This is a genomic window from Thioalkalivibrio thiocyanoxidans ARh2 (assembly GCF_000385215.1).
Taxonomy (GTDB): domain Bacteria; phylum Pseudomonadota; class Gammaproteobacteria; order Ectothiorhodospirales; family Ectothiorhodospiraceae; genus Thioalkalivibrio; species Thioalkalivibrio thiocyanoxidans.
Map to the genome: position 1 here is coordinate 25,933 of NZ_ARQK01000040.1, position 23,531 is coordinate 49,463.

Annotated in this window: 27 protein-coding genes; 4 read left to right on the plus strand and 23 right to left on the minus strand. The window is 66.5% G+C overall.

Going from position 1 to position 23,531, the window contains the following annotated elements; all coding sequences use genetic code 11:
* The first annotated feature begins 59 nt into the window (after positions 1-59).
* On the plus strand, positions 60-1,274 hold the full coding sequence (locus tag G372_RS0104015) for a TraB/GumN family protein (protein ID WP_018864560.1): 1,215 nt from the start codon (positions 60-62) through the stop codon (positions 1,272-1,274).
* 22 nt (positions 1,275-1,296) lie between these two features.
* Here the strand turns inward: G372_RS0104015 and G372_RS0104020 are convergent, their stop codons facing one another.
* The 4 genes from G372_RS0104020 to G372_RS0104035 all read right to left on the minus strand — a co-directional run bounded on the left by G372_RS0104020 (position 1,297) and on the right by G372_RS0104035 (position 4,351).
* Positions 1,297-2,295 carry a zinc-binding dehydrogenase gene (locus tag G372_RS0104020; RefSeq protein ID WP_026340358.1) on the minus strand — a complete coding sequence of 333 codons (999 nt, stop codon included), beginning with the start codon at positions 2,293-2,295 and terminating at the stop codon, positions 1,297-1,299.
* Positions 2,296-2,366: 71 nt separating this feature from the next.
* Complete coding sequence (locus G372_RS0104025) at positions 2,367-2,822, minus strand: Slp family lipoprotein (protein ID WP_038070522.1); 456 nt, start codon at positions 2,820-2,822, stop codon at positions 2,367-2,369.
* Positions 2,823-2,859: 37 nt separating this feature from the next.
* A complete protein-coding gene (locus G372_RS0104030; RefSeq protein WP_018864557.1) occupies positions 2,860-3,432 on the minus strand; it encodes a Slp family lipoprotein in 573 nt (190 codons plus the stop codon).
* A gap of 37 nt (positions 3,433-3,469) precedes the next feature.
* Positions 3,470-4,351 carry an HDOD domain-containing protein gene (locus G372_RS0104035; protein WP_018864556.1) on the minus strand — a complete coding sequence of 294 codons (882 nt, stop codon included), beginning with the start codon at positions 4,349-4,351 and terminating at the stop codon, positions 3,470-3,472.
* A gap of 161 nt (positions 4,352-4,512) precedes the next feature.
* Between G372_RS0104035 and G372_RS0104040 the strand changes: the two genes are divergently transcribed.
* Positions 4,513-5,292, plus strand: a complete 780-nt coding sequence (locus tag G372_RS0104040; RefSeq protein ID WP_018864555.1) for a dienelactone hydrolase family protein — start codon at positions 4,513-4,515, stop codon at positions 5,290-5,292.
* A gap of 80 nt (positions 5,293-5,372) precedes the next feature.
* Here G372_RS0104040 and G372_RS0104045 read toward each other — a convergent pair whose 3' ends face one another.
* From G372_RS0104045 to G372_RS0104070, 6 genes are all read right to left on the minus strand, one after another.
* Positions 5,373-6,665 carry a response regulator gene (locus G372_RS0104045; protein WP_018864554.1) on the minus strand — a complete coding sequence of 431 codons (1,293 nt, stop codon included), beginning with the start codon at positions 6,663-6,665 and terminating at the stop codon, positions 5,373-5,375.
* A gap of 143 nt (positions 6,666-6,808) precedes the next feature.
* Positions 6,809-8,362 carry a bifunctional GNAT family N-acetyltransferase/carbon-nitrogen hydrolase family protein gene (locus G372_RS0104050; protein WP_018864553.1) on the minus strand — a complete coding sequence of 518 codons (1,554 nt, stop codon included), beginning with the start codon at positions 8,360-8,362 and terminating at the stop codon, positions 6,809-6,811.
* Positions 8,363-8,403: 41 nt separating this feature from the next.
* A complete protein-coding gene (locus G372_RS0104055; RefSeq protein ID WP_018864552.1) occupies positions 8,404-8,727 on the minus strand; it encodes a hypothetical protein in 324 nt (107 codons plus the stop codon).
* The gene (locus G372_RS0104060) at positions 8,724-9,116 is read right to left on the minus strand and encodes a PH domain-containing protein (RefSeq protein ID WP_018864551.1); all 393 of its coding nucleotides are present in this window, start codon (positions 9,114-9,116) and stop codon (positions 8,724-8,726) included. The genes G372_RS0104055 and G372_RS0104060 overlap by 4 nt, the downstream gene beginning before the upstream one ends.
* Before the next feature lie 106 nt (positions 9,117-9,222).
* On the minus strand, positions 9,223-10,032 hold the full coding sequence (gene speD, locus G372_RS0104065) for an adenosylmethionine decarboxylase (protein WP_018864550.1): 810 nt from the start codon (positions 10,030-10,032) through the stop codon (positions 9,223-9,225).
* A 111-nt stretch (positions 10,033-10,143) separates the two neighbouring features.
* Positions 10,144-10,572 carry an OsmC family protein gene (locus G372_RS0104070; RefSeq protein ID WP_018864549.1) on the minus strand — a complete coding sequence of 143 codons (429 nt, stop codon included), beginning with the start codon at positions 10,570-10,572 and terminating at the stop codon, positions 10,144-10,146.
* A 223-nt stretch (positions 10,573-10,795) separates the two neighbouring features.
* Between G372_RS0104070 and crp the strand changes: the two genes are divergently transcribed.
* Positions 10,796-11,434 (plus strand): cAMP-activated global transcriptional regulator CRP, encoded by a 639-nt coding sequence (gene crp / locus G372_RS0104075; RefSeq protein WP_012983719.1) that lies wholly within the window; start codon positions 10,796-10,798, stop codon positions 11,432-11,434.
* Positions 11,435-11,493: 59 nt separating this feature from the next.
* Here the strand turns inward: crp and trpC are convergent, their stop codons facing one another.
* From trpC to G372_RS0104140, 13 genes are all read right to left on the minus strand, one after another.
* A complete protein-coding gene (gene trpC, locus G372_RS0104080; protein ID WP_019624017.1) occupies positions 11,494-12,300 on the minus strand; it encodes an indole-3-glycerol phosphate synthase TrpC in 807 nt (268 codons plus the stop codon).
* Entirely contained in the window at positions 12,300-13,337 is a 1,038-nt protein-coding gene (gene trpD, locus G372_RS0104085) for an anthranilate phosphoribosyltransferase (RefSeq protein WP_019624016.1), read from the minus strand. Before trpD ends, trpC begins: the two co-directional genes overlap by 1 nt.
* Before the next feature lie 77 nt (positions 13,338-13,414).
* On the minus strand, positions 13,415-14,605 hold the full coding sequence (locus G372_RS0104090; RefSeq protein WP_019624015.1) for a multidrug effflux MFS transporter: 1,191 nt from the start codon (positions 14,603-14,605) through the stop codon (positions 13,415-13,417).
* Complete coding sequence (locus tag G372_RS0104095) at positions 14,602-15,195, minus strand: anthranilate synthase component II (RefSeq protein WP_019624014.1); 594 nt, start codon at positions 15,193-15,195, stop codon at positions 14,602-14,604. The genes G372_RS0104090 and G372_RS0104095 overlap by 4 nt, the downstream gene beginning before the upstream one ends.
* Before the next feature lie 114 nt (positions 15,196-15,309).
* A complete protein-coding gene (trpE, locus tag G372_RS0104100; RefSeq protein ID WP_018864543.1) occupies positions 15,310-16,797 on the minus strand; it encodes an anthranilate synthase component I in 1,488 nt (495 codons plus the stop codon).
* A 91-nt stretch (positions 16,798-16,888) separates the two neighbouring features.
* A complete protein-coding gene (locus G372_RS0104105; RefSeq protein ID WP_018864542.1) occupies positions 16,889-17,572 on the minus strand; it encodes a phosphoglycolate phosphatase in 684 nt (227 codons plus the stop codon).
* Between the two features lie 17 nt (positions 17,573-17,589).
* Entirely contained in the window at positions 17,590-18,279 is a 690-nt protein-coding gene (rpe, locus tag G372_RS0104110; protein ID WP_018864541.1) for a ribulose-phosphate 3-epimerase, read from the minus strand.
* A 179-nt stretch (positions 18,280-18,458) separates the two neighbouring features.
* Complete coding sequence (locus G372_RS0104115) at positions 18,459-18,782, minus strand: c-type cytochrome (protein WP_018864540.1); 324 nt, start codon at positions 18,780-18,782, stop codon at positions 18,459-18,461.
* Positions 18,783-18,916: 134 nt separating this feature from the next.
* A complete protein-coding gene (locus G372_RS0104120; protein ID WP_019624013.1) occupies positions 18,917-19,582 on the minus strand; it encodes an energy-coupling factor ABC transporter permease in 666 nt (221 codons plus the stop codon).
* Between the two features lie 2 nt (positions 19,583-19,584).
* Complete coding sequence (locus G372_RS0104125) at positions 19,585-20,202, minus strand: class I SAM-dependent methyltransferase (RefSeq protein WP_018864538.1); 618 nt, start codon at positions 20,200-20,202, stop codon at positions 19,585-19,587.
* Complete coding sequence (locus G372_RS0104130) at positions 20,199-21,362, minus strand: 5-(carboxyamino)imidazole ribonucleotide synthase (RefSeq protein ID WP_019624012.1); 1,164 nt, start codon at positions 21,360-21,362, stop codon at positions 20,199-20,201. Before G372_RS0104130 ends, G372_RS0104125 begins: the two co-directional genes overlap by 4 nt.
* A complete protein-coding gene (gene purE, locus G372_RS0104135) occupies positions 21,359-21,874 on the minus strand; it encodes a 5-(carboxyamino)imidazole ribonucleotide mutase (RefSeq protein ID WP_018864536.1) in 516 nt (171 codons plus the stop codon). Before purE ends, G372_RS0104130 begins: the two co-directional genes overlap by 4 nt.
* A 103-nt stretch (positions 21,875-21,977) precedes the next feature.
* Entirely contained in the window at positions 21,978-22,889 is a 912-nt protein-coding gene (locus tag G372_RS0104140; RefSeq protein ID WP_019624011.1) for a fructosamine kinase family protein, read from the minus strand.
* A 71-nt stretch (positions 22,890-22,960) separates the two neighbouring features.
* Between G372_RS0104140 and G372_RS0104145 the strand changes: the two genes are divergently transcribed.
* Positions 22,961-23,341, plus strand: a complete 381-nt coding sequence (locus G372_RS0104145) for a group III truncated hemoglobin (protein ID WP_019624010.1) — start codon at positions 22,961-22,963, stop codon at positions 23,339-23,341.
* The last annotated feature ends 190 nt before the right edge of the window (positions 23,342-23,531 follow it).

A 23,531-nucleotide genomic window follows, 5' to 3' on the forward strand; every position in this document is an offset into this window, starting at 1 on the left:
CGTCTCCCTAGGATTCCCGCGCTGCCGCCCCGCACGCCCAACCGGACCACCCGCTTGCGATGACCACCTCTGTCCATGACCTGATCGCCGACGAACCTCACCGCATCCTTCGGCTCGGGGACACGGAGGTGGTCGTACTCGGCACGGCCCACGTTTCGCGCGCCAGCGCCGACAAGGTACGCGCGCTGGTCGATACGGGCGAGTTCGACGCCGTAGCGATCGAGCTCTGCGAAAGCCGCCAGCGCGCGATGCTGGACCCTGAGGCAATCAAGCGCATGGACCTGTTCAGCGTGATGCGCCAGGGCCAGGCCCCGATGATCGCCGCGAGCCTCGCACTGGGGGCCTATCAGCAGCGCCTGGCCGAGCAGTACGGAATCGAGCCGGGTGCCGAGATGCGCGCGGCGATGGACGCAGCCCTGGATGGCGGGCTGCCGCTGGCTCTGATCGATCGCGACCTCGGCCTGACGCTACGCCGCACCTATCGTGCGGTGCCCTGGTGGCAACGCATGGGTCTGATCGGCGGGCTGTTCGGCTCGGTCCTCTCGCGCGAGAAGATCGACGAATCGGAGATTGAACGGCTGAAGGAAGGCGACATGCTGGAGTCCACCTTCAGCGAGTTCGCCGAACAGTCGGAGGACCTCTACCGCACGCTGATCCACGAACGCGATCAGTACATGGCCGCCCACCTGCGACGCATGGCCGAGTCCGGCAACCATCGCCGCATCCTCGCCGTGGTCGGTGCCGGGCACCTTTCCGGGATCGCGACCCAGGCGCAAGACGAACTGACGCCCCCCGACGCCATCCTGGACTCCCTCGACCAGCCGCCCCCCAAGGCTCGCTGGCCGAAGATCCTGCCGTGGGTGATCGTCGCCGTGATCCTGTCCGGCTTCGTGATCGGCTTTTTGCGCAACCCGGACATCGGCCTGCAGATGGTGATGGACTGGGTGATGATCAATGGTGGCCTGGCCGCCATTGGCGCGATTATCGCGCTGGCCCACCCTCTGACCGTGGTGACGGCGGCACTGGCCGCGCCCCTGACCTCGCTGAACCCGACCATCGGCGTGGGCTTCGTGGCGGCCGCGGCCGAGCTGTTTCTGCGCAAGCCACGTGTCGACGACTTTGCGCGCCTGCGCCAGGACACCACCACCCCGAGGGGCTGGTGGCACAACCGGGTCTCGCGCGTGCTGCTGGTCTTCCTGCTGACCACGCTCGGTTCCGCCGCCGGCACCTATATTGGCGGGGCGCGCGTGTTCAGCCATCTGTTCGGTAGCTGATCCAGGGAGACGCTGGTTACTCCTACTCCGGGATTCGCAGCACCAGCTTGCCGCGGCGGCCACCGGCCTCGATACGCCGATGCGCCTCGACCGCCTCTGCCATTGGCAGGCTGTCTTCCACATTCACCTGCAACCGCCCGCTGGCAAGTCGCGCGAGCCCCTCGGCCACCAGGGTAGCCTGATGCTTCAGGCGCCGGCGGTCCCCTTCCAGCATCGGGGTCAGCATCAGCTCCAGGCTGATACTCGGATTCCGCAGGCGCGCCGCGTTCCAGTCCACCTCATCCGGCGGCGCCAGGAGCGTGACCAGGTCACCCCCATAGGCCACCTGTGCCAGCCCTTCGCGAAACGTCTGCCCGCCCACCGTATCCAGCACGACGTCGAAACCGCGACCGTCGGTGTAGGCCCGGATGGACTCCCCGGCGTCGGGCTGAGTGAGATCGACCACGTCACCGCCGAGGCCGGTCACCAGACGCCGCGCCTCCTCGCGTCGCACGAGCCCCAGGACCCGGGCCCCGGCCGCGCGCGCGATCTGCACGGCCATCTGTCCCACCCCACCCGCGGCGGCATGCACCAGCACCGTCTGGCCACGCTGCAGGTCGGCCCGCTCGAACAACGCCTCCCAGGCGGTCAGCCAGGCCAATGGCAGGGCCGCAGCCTGCAGGTCGGTCACCGCGGCCGGCACGGGGACGACAGCCGCCTCGGGGACCACCACCTGCTCGGCATAGGTACCCGGGCTCGCGCCCACACCACCAAAGCAGAAGGCCACACGCTGCCCCGGACGCACATGGCGCACACCGCTGGCGCAGGACTCGACCACGCCGACACCGTCACAGCCGGGCGTGTTACGCGGCGCCCCGGGGACCAGCATGCCGCGCGCCCGAACCTTGGTATCGACGGGGTTCACGCCGGCCGCCAACAGGCGGACCTTCACCTCATCGGGCCCCGCCAGCTCGGGCTCGGGGACCTCTCTCAGCTGCAGGACATCAGCCTCACCGGGCTCGTCGAAAACGATCGCTCGCATCGGCGACTCCTCGTGTTTGAACATGCCTTGTGGATTTCGATACCGCTTCGGGAGGCTTTGCCAGCGGCGCGCTAGAGCCCGATCCCAATGCCGATCCCGAAACGCACGCCCGACGACGGTCGCGGCGGCTCCGGGTCCGGCCACAGATGCACAGAGTAGGCATCCAGCAGTGGGAAGACATACGCGAGCTCGCCAATCGATCCCTCCTCGGTCCCCGATACCGTGCCTACCGCCGTGATCCGCCGCCCCGGGCGGTAGTCGACCGGATCGGCAAAACCATCGACCTTGAGGCGAAAACGCCCCGTATTCGCCTGCCGCGTCTGGGGCTCCTGACGCTGCAAGGGATAGCTGACCACTTCGATCACCGTGCTGTCCGGCCGGTTGTCGACTCGGGCGATGATTCCGCCCCAGACCTGATCCTCGGCCGGCAGGTTATCGGCCGTCACGCTGCGGGGGGGCACGGGGTCACCCACCGCGTCAGGGATTTCCAGCGGACCGGGGGCACAGCCGGCCAGCACCACCACCATCACCAGCGCCACGCTGAAGATCGCGGCACGCCAGGTGTTACCAGTACCAGGGATCATATCGCCAGGGGTCGTAACGCCAGTGGTAGGGATGCGGCCGCCAGTAGGGCCCCATATAGCCGGGTGGGCCCCATGGGTCGTAGTAATACGGGTCGCGAGGCGGCGGACGCTTGGCCCACAGGTGCACCGTCTCCGCATCAATGCGGACAAAGCGGTAGTCAAACTCGCCAATCGAGCCTTCCTCGATTCCGTCGATCCGGCCACGCACGGTCACTTCGCGCCCCGTCCCGTATACTTGGGGGTCGAGGAAATCGTCGATATAGGCGCGAAAACGTCCCTCTGACTGGTCGACCTCGCGCGGACGCGCCTCGCGGCTGAGCGGACGCGCCACAATCTCGAGCCGGGTACCGTCCCGAGTATTCTCGACGTCCGCGATCACACCCCCCCACACCACCTCCTGACCCTGCACCGCCTCGGGGTCGGCCAGGACGTCGGCACGCGCGAGCGGCTCCTCGGGTAGCGGCCCGACCCCTTCGGGGATACTGGCGCAGCCCACGACCAACCCGCCGAGCAGCAACACGGCCAGCAGAGAAAATTGGCGGCATGGGTTCATGTCCGTTAGGACCGTTCAGAGCACGGCAAGGTTCGCGTTACTCCGGGACTGGCGCACAAAGCGCCTCGACATCCACGACCTCGTGCTGGGCGGCCTCCACGGCCTGCAACAGGTCTTCGGGCTCCAGCCCGACCGTCTCCCAGACATCCGCACTCACCGGCGGCGCGTCGGCCCAGTCGCGCGAGTCGATCTCGGCCAGGTGGGCCCCCGTATTGGCGAGGTGCACCAGCGCCACCGCCAGGCGATGCGCCTCGGGAGCTGACTGCGGATGATGATGCCCGGCCACACAGGCAACCAGCCCCTCCGGCAGCCCCCAGTGGGCTGCCAGGGCCTCGCCCAGCTCCGCGTGGTCAAACCCGAGCTGCTCGCGCTCGGCGTCCTGCGGGTTCAAGCCGTCCCCGATGTCCAGACTGGATAGAAACGCGCGATGCGCCGCCTCCGGCGACTGGGTGAACAGCAAGAGCTTGCCCAGATCATGCAACAGCCCGGCAAGAAACACGCTGCCGGCCTGGCGGGGCAGAACCCGGTCGGCCAGATGACGGGCAATCACGGCACAGTAGGCGGAGTGGCGCCAGAACACCTCCAGCGGAAGACGTTCCTGGTCGGGAATGTTGCTGGTGGCGCGTGTAATTGCGCCCGCGACCACCAGACGCTGGAGGGTATCCCGCCCCAGAAGGTTCACCGCCCGTTCGACTGTATCCACAGTGCGGGCCTGTGCGTAGACAGGGCTGTTGGCCAAGCGCAGGACCAGCGCCACCAGGCCGGGGTCACGCCCGAGACTACTGGCGATCTGTCCCGCTGTGCTGGTGTCATCCTCCAGCAGGCGCGCCACGTCGAACACGACCTGCGGCATCGCCAGCAGCTTGTCAGCCGACTGGACGCGGGCCTCGAGGCTTTCCTTTGCGTGCATCTCCGACATCCAGGCGCTCCATCACAGGGCCGCACGCCCCGCTGCCCCCTACTGTAACCCCACGTTTCCCGCCAGGGAAACGAAGGGCAGGAAAAACGCGGCAGCACGAACCATAATCAGAACCCCCAGTCATTATTGGGTGCTTGTCCCCAAACAGCGGAGTTTCTGCCATGGCATTGCGTCTGACGGTTGCGCTATTCGCTTTCACTCTCCCCGGCCTGGCTCTGGCCGGCATCCAGACCGAGGAGGTCACCTACGAACACGACGGCGAGGAGATGACCGGCTATCTCGCCTACCCCGACAGCGACGGCCCCCACCCGGGCGTGTTGGTGGTCCATGAGTGGTGGGGTCACAACGAGTATGCCCGCGAGCGGGCCGAACAACTGGCACAGGAGGGCTATGCCGCGTTCGCTCTGGACATGTACGGCAGCGGCAAGAAGGCGGATCACCCGTCGGACGCCGGCGAGTTCGCCGGTCAGATCCGTGGCAACCGGGACCTCCTGATGGGCCGTTTTACCGCCGCGCATGACTGGCTCAAGGACCACGACGCCACGGCCGATCAGGCCCTGGCGGCGGTGGGCTACTGCTTCGGCGGCACAGTGGTGCTCGAGGCCGCACGCGCCGGAATGGATCTCGCGCTGGTCGCCAGCTTCCACGGCGCGCTGGAAACCGATCACCCGGCCGGTACGGGCGACGTCAAGGCCGAGGTGCTGGTCTTCAACGGTGCGGCCGACCCGATGGTGCCGCCGGAGCAGGTGGCCGACTTCCGCGAAGAAATGGACAACGCCGAGGCGACCTACACCTTCGTCGACTTCTCCGGTGTGGTGCACAGCTTCACCAACCCCAGGGCCGACGAAGTCGCCGAGAAATTCGACATGCCAGTGGGCTATGACGAACGGGCCGACCGCGACTCCTGGAAACACCTGCTCAGCGCCCTGGGGCGCATGTGATTCAGACTTCGACAAGCGTGTGAGTGTGGCGGGCCGCCGCCGGCCACACTCACCCCCATGAACCGCAACAACCAGACCGGTCAGAAATTGCGGAAGAAGATCAGGGTCCCCAATCCCACCACGATGGCGACCATCACCAGGATGGCCAGCTTCAGCCACCGCCACCCGCGCGATCGCGCCGGCCGACTACGACGGCCGCGAGACGAAGTGCGAGGGGCCGGTGCATCCGCCGCCAGGGACGGCCCGGACGGGACCGATTCGTTGGCCCGGGCCACCAGGGGCTCGTGCGGCTCGACGCGTGGAGAAGAGGTGTCGCGCTCTTCCCCCGCCGCAGGCGAAGTCGATTCCGGACTGGTCACCCCCTGCTCCAGTTCACGAACCCGGGCCCGCAGGGCCTGATTGCGCTCGCGCGCTTCTCTCAGCTCCTGCTCGCGCTGCGCCAGCCGCTCGCCAAGAGCCGAAGCGGAACCGTCCTGCTCCGAACAACGGGCCTCCAGGTCGGCACGGGCCCGCTCGGCCGCGGCCGCGCGTTCGCACTGCTGGTTGCGCTCCTTGCGCAATCGGGCCGCATCCTCCAGGGCCTGGTCCCGTTCCTTCTGTACCGTCTCGCGCAGCCGGTCGAGCTCCACCAGCTCGTGATCCAGACGGATATTCTCGTTCTCGAACTCGCGCACCCGGGCGCGTAACTTTTCGAGCTCCTCGAGCTGCTCGGGCGCGCCGGGTGTCGGTGCTTCTTCATCGGGGTCTTCGCCCGCGATCATCTCGGCTGCCTGGAGTTCGGCCAGCTGACCCTCGCTTTCTTCGGCTCGCTGCAAGGCGGCCGTTGCCTCGTCCCGGGCCTCGCTCAGCGCCGTGCGCAGGCGCTCGATCTCGCGCTGCGCCTCGCGCTCGTCGGCCGACTGCTGGCGAAGCATCAGTTCGCGGCGCAGCCGCTCCACTTCCTGTCGCAGGGCCTGGTCACCGCCGGCGGGGGCAAGCGGCAGCAGTTCATTGACTACCTCGCGCACGCGACCGGGGATGAAGGGCTTCATCAGCACGGCATTGGCGCCCAGTTGCAGCCATTCACGGCTGGCTTCCTCGTCGCTTTCCTGCCCGGTAATGATGACCACCGGCAGATCGGACGGGAGCCCTTCCACGCCATCTCGGATGCGCAACAGCAGGTCCTGACCGTCCAGGCCCGGCATGGACAGATCGGTCAGGACCAGGCCGATGTCGGCGTTGCGCTGCAGGAGTGACCAGGCCTCTTCGCCATCCGCCGCCTCGTAAACGACGCGCTCACCCTGCAGGATGCGCTGCAGGGCGATACGGATCACCTTGGAATCATCCACCACCAGTATGGCGGTGCGGGTCATTGGCGGTTGCTGTTCGGTCATGAAAGTCCCCCTGGGCACGTCGAGGCCACATATCCCTGCGTGGCCGGGCTCGAGCGCCCTTGAGCAGGTTACGCATGCGCCCGCCCCGACGCCAGCACACGGCACACCCCGACGCGAACCAGATCACGTTTTTGTACATCCACTCAGACGGGCTTCGACTTCCACTGGACCGCGTACAGGTCCCGCCGCCGATCGCGCAGGTTGCGCACCGAGCCGTGGTTGCGCAGCTCCTTGAGATTGTCGAGATCGAGATCGACAATCAGGGTCATCTCCGTGTTGGGGGTGGCCTCGGCCGCGACCGCGTCGTGGGGAAAGGCGAAATCAGACGGCGTAAACACCGCAGCCTGGGAATACTGCATGTCCATGTTCTCGACCCTGGGGAGATTGCCAACCGAGCCCGACATCACCACGTAGCACTCGTTCTCGATGGCGCGCGCCTGAGCGCAGCGACGCACCCGCAGGTAGGCGTTCTTGGTGTCGGTCCAGAACGGCACGAACAGGATCTGCAACCCCTTCTCGGCCATCACCCGCGGCAGCTCCGGAAATTCCACGTCATAGCAGATCAGGATGCCGATCTTGCCGAAGTCGGTGTCGAACACGTGCACCTCATCGCCGCCCTGCAGTCCCCAGTAGGCGACCTCGTCGGGGGTCACGTGCACCTTGTACTGGCGGTCCCAGGTTCCGTCACGCCGACACAGGTAGCAGACGTTGCGCAGGACCTCGTCGCTGTATTCGGGCATCGACCCGGCAACGATATTGATGTTGTAGGCAAGTGCCAGGCGCACCATCTCCTCGCGGATCTGCTCGGTGTATTCCGACAGGTGGCGCACCGCTTCGGCCGGGTACTCCTGGTTGAACGCACCCATCAGCGGACCATTGAAGAATTCCGGGAACAGCACGCAATCGGAGCGGTAACCCGAGACCGCATCCACGAAATACTCGACCTGCTGAAACAGGGAATCGAGGTCTGGCGTGGGACGCATCTGCCACTGAACCACGCCGATGCGCACATCCGAACGGCTTCCGCCGATCAGCTTCTCCTTCTCCTCGTAGTAGATGTTGAGCCACTCGATCAGCGTCGCAAAGGCGCCGGACTTCTCGTCGTCCGGGAGGTAGTTGGTGATGATCTTGCGAACGTGGAAATCATTGGCGAGCTGAAAGGTCAGGATGGGATCAGTGATCTCGTGGTTCTTGACCTTCTCCACATACTGCTGCGGGGTCAGCTCGTCCCGATATTGCTCATAGCCCGGAATGCGCCCCCCGGCCACGATCGCCCGCAGATTGAGCTTCTGGCACAGTTCCTTGCGCGCGTCATACAGACGCCGTCCGAGGCGCAGCCCGCGGTAACCGGGATGAACGAAGATATCGACCCCGTACAGGGTGTCGCCGTCCGGGTCATGGGTCGTCAGAAAACCGTTGCCGGTAATCTGCCAGTAGCTGTGCTGATCCCCAAAACGCTTGTACTCGACAATCAGGCTGATTGCCGCAGCCACCACCTTGCCGTTGTCCTCGATACAGATCTGGCCTTCGGGAAAGCGTGAGATCTGCGAGCGAAACTGGGCCTCGCTCCAGGCCCCGTCGAGGTCCTCGTACACCCGCTCCATGATCTCGCGGATATCGTCGTAGTCCTCCATACGCGTCGGCCGCAGCGTCAGGTGGTGCGGTGCGTTGGGGTCGGCATCTTGCTGATTGCTCACGCGTTGGCACTCCGTGGTGGTGGGACCATCCGCCGGCCGGCTCAGAAGACCCAGGCCAGCAGCAGCCAGAAGAAGACAAAGAACAAAAAGAAACCGGGGATCATGAACTGCAGCTCGCCGATCAGCCCCTCCCCGGCCGCCAGTGCGAACACCAGCATCACCAGCAGCGAGACGATCGCGGCGACCAGGGCCGCCATCGCCAGCCCCATACCATCGTCAAAGGTAGCGGCCACCCACCCGGACAGTCCGGGCAGGGTGACCGCCATGGCCAGTACGATCAACGCCACCAGCAGCGCGGCCAGGGCCGAGGTCCCCAGTAGGATGCGCAGGGCCAGGCGGCTGTCACGGTGATCACGGGAGTTCATGCAGCTGCCTCGCGACGATCCCGCACATAATCACGCACGCGGTGCGGGTCGGGGATCCCGGCCACCCGAAACTCCGGGTTGTCGCCAGTGGTATACACGGCAATCTCGCCCACCCGGAAGACCCGGTTCCAGAAGCTCTGGTCCACCTTCACAGTGCGGATCTGGCCGATATCCAGGTCCACATGGGACTTGCTGAGCAGCCCCTCTTCCAGATGCACCTGGTCGGCGTCGATGCGCAGACGCACCGACCGCGTCTGCAGATACCACCACAGCAGAATCAGGAGCCCCAGACCAAAGGCCGCGATCAGCAGAACACTGAAAACGAAACCAAACGGGTGGTTGCGAAACATCGCCGGACGGGCGTCGATCGCGGGGGCACGGCTGGTCATGGGACCTCCGGTTCACGGACAGTACCGACAGTGTGCCAGATGGCGTGCCCGACGCGGATATCACCAGAGGATGCTGTCGCGCCAGTGAGCAAACGCGGCGTTTGTATCAGGCCGGACGGCTCATATTCTTGCCGTAGAAGATCTCCATCATCTCGTGCTTGAGCAGCTTGGCGATGCGCTTGGCCTCCCGGGCCGAGTAGTCGTCCTTGCCCAGGCCGAACAGGTAGTTGTCGAGGTCGAAGTCCTTCAGCACCATCTTGGTGTGGAACAGGTACTCCTGGTACACGTTCACGTCCACCATCTGGTACTTGTCCTTGGTATCGCGCGAGAGGAAGTCCTGGATGGAGTTGATCTTGTGGTCGATAAAGTGCTTCTTGCCACGCACGTCGCGGGTAAAACCGCGCACTCGATAGTCCATGATCACAATATCCGACTCGAAGCTGTGAATCAGGTAGTTCAAGGCACGCAGCGGCGAGATGCGCCCGCAGGTGGACACATCGATATCCGCGCGAAAGGTCGCGATCCCGCCCTCCGGGTGGGACTCCGGATACGTGTGGACCGTAATATGGCTCTTGTCGAGGTGGCCGACCACCGTTTCCGGCAGCGGGCCTGGGCCCTCGGTATACCCGATCTTCTCGGTGGCCACCGGCTCTTCCGAGATCAGCATGGTGACCGAGGCGCCCTGAGGATCATAGTCCTGGCGCGAGATATCCAGGATGTTGGCTCCGATCAGATGAGCCACGTCGGACAGAATCTGGGTGAGACGCTGGGCGTTGTAGGCCTCGTCGATGTACGCGATGTACTCGTCTCGATGGCGCTCGCCGGAGGCGTAGCAGATATCGTAGATATTGAAGCTCAGGCTCTTGGTCAGGTTATTGAACCCGTGGAGCTTGATCTGCTTCTTGTGGCGGGGCATGGCGTTTCCTCTTGCCCGGGACGCAGGGAACGGCGGATTGTAGACGTCCCGGCCCGTCAGGGAAACACGCCGTCCCCGCTGGTGAAAATTTCCGGCATCCCACCCGGACGCTCAGCGCGGAGCGGGACCCTCGACAATCTCGAAGTCGTGGGTAACCCTGGCCGCGGCCCCGAGCATCAGCGAGGCCGAGCAGTATTTCTCCGCGGACAGTTCCACCGCGCGGCCCACCTGCTTCTCCGACAGACCATGGCCATACACCCGAAAGTGCACGTGGATGTCGGTAAACACCTTGGGCACCGTCTCCGCCCGCGTGCCGTCCACCGTGACCTCGCAGTCGAGGACCTCCTGGCGCCCCTTCTTGAGCATTGCCACGACATCGAAACTGGTACACCCACCCAGCCCCAGTAACAACATCTCCATCGGGCGGGCCCCGAGGTTTCGCCCGCCGGCATCCGGGGGGCCATCCATCACCACCGCATGCCCACTGCCGGTCTCGCCGACAAACGCCACCTGTTCCAGCCACTTCACCCTGACCCGCATAAGCGTCTCCTTTTACCCACAAATTCCGGCCTTTTGGAAGGCCTTGTGTGGCCTATACTCAACAAAACATGCACAAACTTTGAGACGACAAGCACAGAATAGAACCCGGGTCAGCGCATTTTGTGACTCGATCCCGACACCCGGGTCCCGCTTGTGGAGGGCTGGATTACACTGAAACCCGTCCCCACTACGCGAGACGTGAGAAGCCATGGATGCCATGACCATGAATAACCCGTTCGTCTATCGCCCGGCGCAACCGTCGCCGGCACTTGAGCGCTTTCTCGGCTACTGCCACCGCCGGCACTACCGCAAGCGCACGACGATCATTCATTCCGGTACGGTACCGGATACGCTGTATTACGTCGTCAGCGGATCCGTTTCGGTGCTGGGCGAGAACAACGGTCACGAACTCGTCCTGGCCTACCTGAACAAGGGCGAATTCTTCGGCGAACTCGGCATGTTCGAGGATGACCCGCGTTCGGCGACGGTCGTCACCCGCGAGGATACCGAGACCGCCGAGATCCCCTATACCCAGTTCCGCGAGATCGTGCAGCGCGACCCGGAGATCCTGATGCTGCTGACCAGCCAGATCGCCACCCGCCTGCGCCAGACCTCGCGCAAGGTGATGGACCTGGCCTTTGTCGACGTCACCGGCCGCATTGCCCACACCCTGCTGGATCTGGCACGCCAGCCCGACGCGATGACCCACCCGGACGGCATGCAGCTGCGCATCACCCGTCAGGAGATCGCGCGCATCGTCGGCTGCTCGCGCGAAATGGCCGGACGCGTCCTGAAGGACCTGGAGGAACGCGGGCTGATCACCGCCCACGGCAAGACCATCGTCGTGTTCGGCACCCGCTGAACGGCATCCTGGCAAGAGCCTGCCCGCAGCGAACGCGGGCGGGCGCCTCGCCCGCGGGTTCAGTCCTCGCCGCGGAACAGCCGGCCCAGCGCCAGCCCCGGATCCTCGGTGCGCATGAAGGCCTCGCCCACCAGGAAGGCCTTCACTCCCGCCTCCTGCATGCGCGCCACATCCTCGCGGGTATGGATGCCGCTCTCGGTGACCAGTAGTGCCGAGTCCGGCACCTGGCCCTTCAGCTCCAACGTGGTCTCCAGCCGCGTCTCGAAGCTGCGCAGGTCGCGGTTGTTGATGCCGATCAGGTCCGCGCCGATCTTCTTCGCGCGCTCGAGCTCCTCGGCATCGTGCACCTCGACCAGGGCATCCATGCCCAGCTCGCGGGTCAGGAAGTACAGCTCGTGCAGCGCGGTGTCATCCAGCGCGGCGGCGATCAGCAGCACGCAGTCCGCCCCCAGCACCCGCGCCTCGTAGACCTGATAGAGGTCGATCACGAAGTCCTTGCGCAGAATCGGCAGCTTGCAGGCCACGCGCGCATCACGCAGATCCCCGTCACGCCCCTTGAAGAAGTCCACGTCGGTCAGCACCGACAGGCAGGTGGCCCCATGTTCCTCGTAGCTGCGGGCAAAGGCCTCGGGGTTGAAGTTCGGGCTGATCTGCCCCTGGCTAGGGCTGGCCTTCTTGATCTCCGCGATCACGGCCGCGCGCCCGGCATCGATATCGCGTTGCAGCGCCGCCCGGAACCCGCGCGGCTCCGGAGCCGAGCCCATCCAGCCACGCAGCTCGCGCAACGGCCAGAAGGCCTCGCGTTCCTTCAGCTCCTCGCGCTTGCGCTCGAGGATCCGCTTGAGGATGTCCGGGACGTCGTTCATCAGATTCCTGCTCCTTGATTGGTCAATCGTGCACTGGTCGCCTGCAGCCGCTCCAGGCGCTCGCGGGCCGCGCCCGAATCGATCGCTGCGGCCGCGCGGCCAACACCCGCGGCCAGCGACTCGGCGCCTCCCCCGGCGTAGATCGCGGCCCCGGCGTTCAGCAGGACGATATCGCGGGCGGCGCCGGCCTGCCCCTCCAGCACCCCGCGCAGCATCGCGGCCGAGGCCTCCACACTGTCGACCCGGATCGCATCCAGCCCGCTCCGTGTCAGCCCGAAGTCCTCGGGCACGATGGTGTACTCCTCGATCACACCATCCTTCAGCTCCGCCACACGCGTCGGGGCGCCGATGCTGATCTCGTCCAGCCCGTCCTCGGCGTGCACCACCAGCACGTGCTCGCTGCCCAGCCCCTTCAGGGCCTCGGCCAGCGGACGCACCCAGGCTTCGGAGAACACGCCCAGCACCTGATTCGGCGCCCCCGCGGGATTGGTCAGCGGGCCCAGCACGTTGAACAGTGTGCGCACGCCCAGTTCCTTGCGCGGGCCGATCGCGTGCTTCATCGCGCCATGATGGGCCGGGGCAAACAGGAAGCCCACGCCGACCTCCTCGATGCAGGTACCGACCGCCTCCGGCGACAGCCCGAGATGAATCCCCAGGTGCTCCAGTACGTCCGCGGAGCCGGACTTCGACGACACCGAACGGTTGCCGTGCTTGGCCACCCGCACGCCACCGGCCGCCGCAACCAGCGCCGAGGCGGTCGAGATATTGAAGGTGCCCGAGGCATCGCCGCCGGTGCCGCAGGTATCGACCAGCCCGGTCCGCGGTACATCCACGCGCGTCGCCAGCTCGCGCATCACGCCGGCCGCCGCACGAATCTCCTCGATGGTCTCGCCCTTCATGCGCAGGGCCACCAGCAGCCCGCCAATCTGGGCGTCGGTGGCCTCGCCGGTCATCACCGCCTGCATCACGGCGGTCATCGCCGCCTCATCCAGGTTCTGGCGTTCGATCAGGGCCGCTATGGCTTGCTGCACGGTCACAGGGCTGCTCCTGTCGGGGAATCGGGAGCGCTAGTGTAACGCCCGCTCCCGCGCGGCACGAACCAGGGAAACACGGATCAGCGTTTCCCTAACCCTCCACCAAACCATACGGCGGCGGCGAATAGCCAAATCAGCGCCGCACCGGCGACCAGGTGCAGCAGGACGTCATCCAGCCAGTCGACCACGAAGAGCGTGAGCAGGGCTGCAAACCCGAGCTGGATAAAGGCCTGCATCGCCGAGGCCATGCCGCGCGCGCCCGGATAGCAGTCCAGCGCCAGCAGGGTCAGCGAGGGCATCCCCAAGGCCAGGGCAAAGCTGTACAGGGCAAACGGCAGGGTCACCGCCGCCACCGAGGGTTCCGGGGCCAGCGCCGCCCAGCCCACCAGCGCCAGCGAAATCCCGGTGAGCAGCAAGCCGATGCGGACCGTGACCTCGGGCGCCACGCGCCCGGCACTCCAGCCGGAGGCCACGCCCCCCAGCATCAGCCCGACCACCATGGGCGCGAACAGCCACCAGAAATCGCGCTCGCCGCCTCCGAGATGCACATAGATCAGCGCGGGCGAGGCCGCGACGAACAGGAACTTGGCCCCGAACAGGGTGGTATGCACCAGCACCGGCTGCAGGAACTGCACATTGCGCAGGGTGCCCGCATAGCGCCCGAGCACCAGCCGCGGCCGGCTGGACACGCGCCCGACCGGGGGCAGGGTCTCCGGCAGCCACAGACGCGCGGCCAGCAGCAGCACGACCCCGTAGAGCACCAGGAACGCAAACACCGAGCGCCAGCCGAACGCGGATTGCAGATAGCCGCCCAGGATGGGCGCAATCGCAGGCCCCATCGCGAACATGATCGTCACAATCGCGAATACACGCCGCGCATCAATGGGGTCGAAACGGTCGCGCACCAGGGCACGGCTCACCACCACCCCGGCCGCCGCCGCGAAGCCCTGACCGACACGCAGCCCGATCACCTGCCAGTACTCCACCGCCACCACCAGTAGCGCGGATGTCGCGACGTAGGCCACCAGCGCCCACAGCACGACCGGACGCCGGCCAAAGGCATCCGACAGCGGCCCGGCCACCAGGGTGGCCAGGGCAAAGGCGACCAGATAGGAGGACAGCGTCGCCTGCATCGCCGCACCGTCGACGGACAGGTCCGCGGCCATCGCCGGGAACGACGGCAGGTAGGTATCCAGCGAGAACGGCGCCAGCAGCGCCAAAGGTGCGACCAGCAGCGCGAAACGCAGCCGGGTGCGCTGATGCGGCGTCACGCCGGCTGGGGCAGGCGGCGCAGGAAGTTGTCGAGGAGCTCGTGCCCCTGCCGGGTCAGGATGGATTCGGGGTGGAACTGCACGCCCTCGACGTCCAGTTCACGGTGGCGCAGGCCCATGATCTCGTCGCGGGTGCCATCCTCGCGCTCGGTCCAGGCGGTGACCTCCAGGCAATCGGGCAGCGAGGCCGACTCCACCACCAGGGAGTGATAGCGCGTGGCCTCCAGCGGATTCTCGAGGCCCGCAAAGACCCCCACCCCGGTGTGATGCACCGGGGATGTCTTGCCATGCATGATCTCGCGGGCCCGCACCACGCGCCCGCCGAACACCTGACCAATCGCCTGATGCCCGAGGCAGACCCCGAGGATCGGGATCTGCCCGGCAAAGCGGCGGATCACCTCCATGGACACACCCGCCTCGTTCGGAGTGCAGGGCCCGGGCGAGATCATGATCCCGGCAGGCGCCAGGTCGGTGACCTGGTCGGGTGTGATCTGGTCGTTGCGGTGCACCTCGACCTCCGCCCCCAACTCGCCCAGGTACTGGACCAGATTGAAGGTGAACGAGTCGTAGTTGTCGATCATCAGGATCATGCCGGGAGTCCCTCCGCCGCACCGGACCGGTACAGATCGCAGACTAGCGCGAGTGCGCCCGGCGTGCCCGACAACCGCGCTCGCGCTGCCCGTTCTGCACCGGTCATCACGTCCTCAGCCACGGTGCCTGCGCGGCCCCAGTCCGCCCAACGCCAGCTCGGCCGCGCGCACGACCGCGCGCCCCTTGTTCAGGGTCTCCTGCCACTCGTTCTCGGGCACCGAGTCGTGCACCACCCCGGCGCCGGCCTGAATGTGCAGCTCACCGTCGTGCAGTACGGCCGTGCGAATCGCGATCGCGGTATCCATGTTGCCGGACCAGGAGAGGTAGCCGACCGCCCCGGAATACGGCCCGCGCTTGACCGGCTCCAGCTCGTCGATGATCTCCAGCGCGCGGATCTTCGGCGCGCCGGAGACCGTGCCAGCCGGAAAGGTCGCGCGCAGCACGTCCATCGGCGAGTGTCCCGGGGCGAGTTGGCCCTCCACGTTGGAGACGATGTGCATCACGTGCGAATAGCGCTCGATGGTCATGGTATCGGTCACCTCCACCGAGCCGATCTCGCAGACCCGGCCGACGTCGTTGCGCCCGAGATCGATCAGCATCAGGTGCTCGGCGCACTCCTTCGGGTCCGCCAGCAGCTCGACCTCCAGCGCGCGGTCTTCCTCCTCGGTACGCCCGCGCGGGCGGGTGCCGGCGATCGGGCGCACGGTCACGCGGTCGTCCTCCAGCCGCACCAGGATCTCCGGCGAGGCCCCGACCACGTGGTGGTCGTCCAGGTCCAGGTAGTACATGTAGGGCGACGGGTTCAGCGCCCGCAACGCGCGGTAGAGGTTCAGCGGTGGCGCCGAGAACGGGACGCTCATGCGCTGCGCCAGCACCACCTGCATCACGTCGCCGTCCATGATGTATTCCTGCGCCCGCGCCACGGCCGCCTGGAAGCCCTCGGCCGACCAGCCCGGCACATACTCCGGCACCGCGTGCGGGTGCGGTGGGTCTCCCGGCGGCACCAGCGGCTCGCCGATCCGGCTCTCCAGCTCGTCGAGGCGTTCCGCGGCCACGACCTGCCCGTCGGGGCGCGAGGTATCGGCATGCACCACCAGATACAGCCGCCCGGAGAGGTTGTCGTAGACCACGACCTCCTCCGAAACCATCAGCAGGATATCTGGCAGCCCCAGCGCATCGGGCTTTTCCGGGCCCTCCAGGCGCGGCTCGATCAGGCGCACGGTCTCGAAGCCGAAGTAGCCGACCAGGCCACCGGTGAAGCGCGGCAGGCCCGGCAGTTCGGCGACCTTGAAGCGCGCCTGGTAGGCCTCGATCCAGGCCAGCGGATCGGTCTCGGTGGTCTGCTCGACCACCTTGCCGTCGGTCTCCACCGTGATGTCGTGGCCGTGCACCCGCACCCGGGTCCGCGCCGGCAGGCCGATGAAGGAGTAGCGACCCCAGCGCTCCCCGCCCTGCACCGACTCGAACAGGTAGGAATACGGCCGGTTGGCCAGCTTCAGGAAGATGGACAGGGGCGTCTCGAGATCCGCCAGGACCTCGCGCACCAGCGGGATGCGGTTATAGCCCTCGCGGGCCAGTGCGTCGAACTGTTCGGGGGTCATCACAAGGGTTCCTGACAAGAGAGGGGCAGACGGCGCGGCAGATCAGTCGCCGTTTCGCCATCGCCCCGCTGTCCGGTCCATTGCGATCATGTCAGGCCGCCCGGGCGGGCAGCAGCTCCGGCAGTTCGTCCAGCCGGTCGAGCACCGCATCCGGGTGTTCGTCGCGGATATCAAAGCCGTGATTGTAGCCGTAGGTCATGCAGACGATCTGGAAGCCGGCCGCGCGTGCCGCCTTCACGTCGCTCTTCGAGTCCCCGACCATCAGCGATTCGGAGGGCTCGACACCCAACTCCCTGGCCGCGTGCAGCAGTGGCGCCGGGTCAGGTTTCTTCTGCGGCAGGGCGTCGCCGGCGACCACGATCTCGAAGTCGTCGAGGATGCCCTTTTCGCGCAGTAGCGGCACGGTGAAGCGCTCGGCCTTGTTGGTCACGCAGCCCAGGCGGTAACCGGCGGCCTTCAGCTGATCCAGCCCCTCGCGCACCCCCGGATACAGCGGCGAGCGCCCGGCGGTGTTCTCCTGGTAGATGCGCATGAATACCGGCAGTGCCCGCTCGAAGGCCTCCGGGTCCGGCTCGCCGTCGAGCGCATTGAGCAGCGCCCGCTTGACCAGCCGTTCCACGCCGTTGCCGACCCAGTTGCGCACGGCCGCCTCGCCGCGCTCGGGCAGACCCAGCTCGCGCATCATGGCATCCACGCTATAGGCCAGGTCCGGCACGCTGTCGATCAGCGTGCCGTCCAGGTCAATCAGGATCATGCGGGGGCGCTTCAGGGACATCCCGGTCTCCGGACGAATCAGGCCTTGGCCATCTCGTCGCGCATCTGCTGGATGATGCTGTTGTAGCGGTTCGCGTCGGCATCGCTGCCGGCACCGAAGATCGCGGAACCGGCGACGAAGGTATCGGCCCCCGCGGCCTTGATCTCGCGGATATTGTCGGCCTTCACGCCGCCGTCGATCTCGAGGCGGATGTCACGCCCGGAGGCGTCGATCATCTTGCGCGCCTCGCGCAGCTTGTCGAGGGTGGCCGGGATGAACTTCTGGCCGCCAAAGCCCGGGTTCACCGACATCAGCAGGACCATGTCGACCTTGTCCATCACGTAGTCGAGATAGGACAGCGGGGTCGCCGGATTGAACACCAGACCCGCCTTGCAGCCCTCGGAGTGGATCAACTGCAGGGTGCGGTCGATATGGTCGGAGGCCTCCGGGTGGAAGGTGATGTAGCTGGCGCCGGCCTGGGCGAAGTCCGGGATGATACGGTCCACCGGCTTGACCATCAGGTGGACGTCGATCGGCGCAGTCACGCCGTGCTTGCGCAGGGCATCGCAGACCAGCGGACCGATGGTCAGGTTCGGCACGTAGTGGTTGTCCATCACGTCGAAGTGGACGATGTCCGCGCCGGAGGCCAGGACGTTGTCGACTTCCTCGCCCAGGCGGGCGAAGTCGGCGGACAGGATGGACGGGGCAATGAAATCGGGTTGTGCCATGGGAAGCCTCGCAGGAATCTCTGGGATAGCGGGACCGACCATCGGCCACGCTCTCGGAACCGCGGAACTTTACCGGATGCCGCCATGGCAGGCAAAAGGCGACGCATGCGACAGGCCCTCCAACGCAAACGGGCCGGGGAAACCCCGGCCCGTCGGCTTGCCGCTTCGCGGTTGCCGAATCAGTTGAATTCGGTCTCGATGAAGGCGGCCACATTGGCGATATCGTCATCGCTCAGCGCCTGGGCATGCGGGCGCATCAGACCGGTATGGGAACCGATCTCTTCACCGGCGCGGTAGCGCTCGAGCTTGTCGGTCACGTACTCGGCGTCACGACCGGCCAGCGCGGGGAAGATCGCCTGGCCCTTGCCTTCGGCCCCATGGCAGCTAAGGCAGGTAGACTGGTACTTGGACTGGCCAGCCTGGATGTCGGTCGCCTGCGCGGCGGACGACAGCATCAGCACACTTCCTGCAATCCCGGCCAGAACGAACAGCTTGGTTTTCATTGTTGTGGTCTCCTCGTTTGCAGCTCACCAACGGGGTTGCACCCCATCGTGAAGCGAACGTTAGCAGGGCTTCCCTGAATGGTGCATTAACATAAAAGCAAATGGGGGCATACGGACACCCGGACGCTCGACGATCAGCGTCCGTGCACGTAGCGCTCGTCCGACCAGGTCGCCAGCCACTCCGGACGCACCATCACCAGGCCGGTGACCACCATGCCGTTGAGGACGGCCTCGGGCAGTACGAGCAGGGCCAGATAACGCACGTAATCGCGGTAGATATCGCCCCAGGCCAGGTCGGTGAACAGCCCGTAGATCACCGCCGAGGTCAGCACCGTGGCGGCCACCGTCAGGGCCCCGCCAAGGAACGCGACCCCGTACAGGTAGATGAACATGTGGCGGGGCAGCCAGGCCTCGGTCGCCCGCAGCAGCCCCCAGGTCACAGCTACCGGAAGCACGCCCGCCAGCAGGACTGTCAGCGGAAAGGCCGCAAGCGGCAGCGCCCCCAGCAGGGCCAGTCCCGCGACCACCAGAAATACCATCAGGATCGCCAGCTGCCAGCCAAACATCAGCGTGATCGTGGCCATGCCGAGAAAATGCAGCGCCAGACCCTCCAGGGCCTGCGCGCGCAGCCCCCAGATCAGCAGCAGACACAAAGTGGCGATCACAAAGAGCTGCGTTCGCCCGGGGACAAAGAAGGCCTCCCAGGGCATGCGCCGCAGCATGATCAGCAGCCCCGCCCCCAGCAGGAGGGCGGACAGCACGCGGAGCGCAACCGGGAGTTCGCCCGCCCCCTCGACCATGGTCAGTCGGGCTCGCGTTCGGCGGCCGCGACGGTGTACTCGCGGCCCTGCTTGACCTTGTCGTAGTTGCCGAACACTTCCTTGAACCCCTTCTCGATAAAACGCCGCAACCCGGTAATGGTTACGACATAGATGCGACCACCGGGGTTCATCTGCTCGTGGGCATCGAGCAGATAGGTGTAAAGCATCTCCCGCCCTACCTTGGCCGGCAGATTGGACGCCACGAGATCGAAGCGGCGCTCGCGGATCTGGGCGAAGCCGTTGCTGGTCACGCACTCGACGTTGGTAATGCCGTTGAGCTCGGCGTTGCGCCGGCTGTACTCGACCGCGAGAAAATTGGTGTCCACCAGCGTCGTCGTGCCCTGCGGCGCCTTGCGCGCCAGGGTCAGGCCGATCGGGCCATAGCCGCAGCCCAGATCCAGGCAATCGTCATCCGGGCGCACCTCGATGCGATCCAGCAGCATGCGCGTGCCATCGTCGATCCGGCGCGGCGAAAAAAGCCCCCAGGTCGTGCGAAAGCGCAGGGACTCGCCCGCCAGGGTATCGGCGAATTCGAGGTCGCGCTTGAGCTCCGCCTGACGCGCACGCCGCGAACGGGCATCGGGGAACGCCTCGGTCACGTGGTCACCCCGGCCGCCCGCGCCAGGTCCTGCCAAAGCCCCTCGGCGGTGGACGCCGGGGCCATCGCATCGTCCTCGCCGGGCAGACCCAGCACGCTCAGGTGTCCCATCTTGCGCCCCGCCCGCGCCTCGCTCTTGCCGTACAGATGCAGACGCGCACGCCCGGCCTCCAGCGCACCGGACCAGTCCGGGCTGCCGTCCGCGGGCCACAGGTCCCCCAGCAGATTGACCATCGCCACCGGGGCCGTCAGGCGCGCCGGGGCCAACCCCAGACCGCAAACCGCGCGCACCTGCTGCTCGAACTGGGACACGGTGCAGGCGTCCAGCGTGTAATGGCCGGTGTTGTGCGGGCGCGGGGCGATCTCGTTGACCAGCAGCTCTCCCCCCATCGTCAGGAAGAACTCGACCGCCAGCACGCCACAATAGTCGAGGCGATCGGCAATCAACTGCGCGATCGCCACCGCGCGCCCGGACAGGTCCGTGTCGACACGCGCCGGCACCCGGCTCAGGTGCAGGATGCCGTCTCGATGCACGTTTTCGGATACCGGGAAGGCCTCACTGCGACCGTCGAAGGTGCGCGCCACCACCACCGACAGTTCACGCTCCAGCTGCACCCGTTCCTCGAGCACACAGTCCACGCCACCGAGCTCCGCGTGCGCGGCCGCCAGATCGCCCATGTGATCCATCGGGCGCTGTCCCTTGCCGTCGTACCCCAGCCGGGCGGTCTTCAGGAGCGCCGGGAAGGACGGTGCACCGGAGGCGTCCTCGCCACCATCGCCGCCGGCCATCACCGGGCGCCAGGGCGCAACCGCTACCCCGATCTCGGCGAGAAAGCGCTTCTCCTCCAGCCGGTCCTGGGCCACGCCCAGCGCGCAAAGACCGGGGCGCAGACAGGCATTGGCCTCCAGCCATTCCAGTGCCGGGCGCGGGATGTTCTCGAACTCGCAGGTAATCACCGCGCACTGGCCGGCCAGGGCCGACAGCGTCTCCGCATCCTCGTAGGGCTGGCAAAGATGGCGTGTTGCGACCTGTCCGGCGGGGCTGTGCGGGTCGGGGTCCAGCACCCAGACCGCATAGCCCATCTCGCGCGCGGCCCGCACAAAGTAGCGACCGAGCTGCCCGCCGCCGAGCAGCCCCAGGGTGGCGGGAGGCAGGATCATGATGCGGCCGGCGGCAGGATCTGGTTAAGCACCGTATCGCGCTGCGCGCGCCGGAAGGCGTCCAGCCGTTCGCACAGAGCGGGGTCGGAGTTCGCGAGCATCGCGGCGGCAAACAAGGCCGCATTGGCCGCGCCGGCCTCGCCAATGGCGAAGGTCGCGACCGGGATCCCCTTCGGCATCTGCACGATCGACAGCAGCGAGTCCTGCCCCTTCAGATGGCGCGAAGCGACCGGCACGCCGAGCACCGGCACCGAGGTCTTGGCGGCCAGCATCCCGGGCAGATGCGCGGCGCCCCCGGCCCCGGCAATGATCGCGGCCAGACCGCGTTCGCGGGCCTGTTCGGCGTACTCGAAAAGGAGATCCGGGGTGCGGTGGGCGGAGACCACCCGAGCCTCACAGGGGACGCCCAGTTCTTCCAGCACGTCCACTGCGCATTCCATCGTCGCCCAGTCGGAGGTACTGCCCATCACCACACCCACGCGTGGGGTAGTCTTGTCGTTGTTGCCCGTCATGGACGGAACCTTAGCCGCCCCGCCCCGGGGCGACAAGCCCGCGATGCGGCCGAATCCTCACGGCGCCGGGCTGACACCGGTCGACCGCCCCCTCGGGTGCCGCTCATCTCAGCTCCGCCAGCAACTGGCGGATCATGCGCTCGGCCTGGGAACCATAGCCCCCGCCAAACAGGTGATCGTGATTCAGGATGTGGTAGAGGTTGTAGAGCGTCTTGCGCACCGGGTAGCCGGTGTCGACCGGACGCATCTCCTCGTAGGCGTCGAAGAAGTCCTGCCCGGGATGGCCGAACAGCTCCATCATCGCCAGATCCGCCTCCGGATCCCCGTAGTAGACGGCCGGATCGAACAGCACGGCCGTACCATCGGACTGGAAGCCCCAGTTACCGCTCCACAGGTCCCCGTGCAGCAGTGAAGGCTCGGGGCGGTAGTCGCTGAAGAACCCGCCCAGATTCGCTTCCAGGGACTCCAGCGCCTGGATCAGCGAATGCGCGGCCCCGCGCTCACGCGCCAGACCCCGCTGGAAGCCGAGGCGCTCGTCGCGATAGAACGATACCCAGTCCTCGTGCTGGCGGTTCGACTGCGGTGTCGAGCCGATGTAGTTGTCGTGATCCAGCCCGAAGCGCGCCGCCGTCTTCATGTGCATGTCGGCCACCCCGTGCCCCAGCGCAACCCCGTCGCGGCGCCCCCCCAGGTCCAGTTCCTCCAGCACGATGAAGCAGGCACCGCCCGCCCGGCCTGTGCCGATCACCGCGGGGATCTTCATCCGCTCGCAGCGGGCCAGCTCCTCCAGCCCGCGCGCCTCGGCCGCGAACATCGCCTCGGCCATCGCGCCCCGGTTGAGCTTCACGAAAAAACTCCGGCCATCGGTCCCGGTCACGCGCTGGGCCTGGTTGATCGAGCCCCCGGAACAGGCCTGGCTTCCTGTCGGCTCGAACGCGCTTGCGGTATGGTCCGTGATGCACTGGGCCACCGCCGCCGTGATGGCGTCAGGGCCCGCAGAATCCAATCGGTTCATCCTCGGTATCCGGCTTGCTGATCAACGTGCAGGTTAACGGTTACCGCAGGATTCGTCAGGAGATCTACCCCATGGCCTTTCGCAAACTCGAGCCGCTGTGCGACAAGATCGGCGCCGACCGCATCCGCGCGGTCATCGACGACTTCTATCGCCGCCTTTCCAGCGACCCGGAGATCGGGCACCACTTCGAACGCATCCAGGACTTCGAGTCCCATGTCCGGCGCATCTCGGATTTCTGGTACATGAACCTGGGCGGACGCCTGGAACAGCCGCCCACGATCGACATGGTCGGCAAGCACGCCCCGCTGAACCTGACCGAAGCCGATCTGGCGGTCTGGATGCGGCACTTCAAGGCGACCACCGAGGAGCATCTGGAGGCGCCACTGGCGGCCGAATGGCAGCAGCTGGCGGATGGCATCGCCAGCCGAATGCGCGAGGACATCATTCGCTAGCGTCGCCCTACCCTCCTGCCCTGTTGAGGCTGGCCCTGGTTCGGCATCCGGTGTTTACGGTGCCTTCGTCCGGCCGCCTGCCTGCGCTGTCTCGGCAGCGCGCCGCGAGGTACTTTCTTGCTTGCCCAAGAAAGTACCCAAAGAAGGGCACCCGGATTCCGCCCGGGGACCTTGCTCCAGGGCCCTCGGG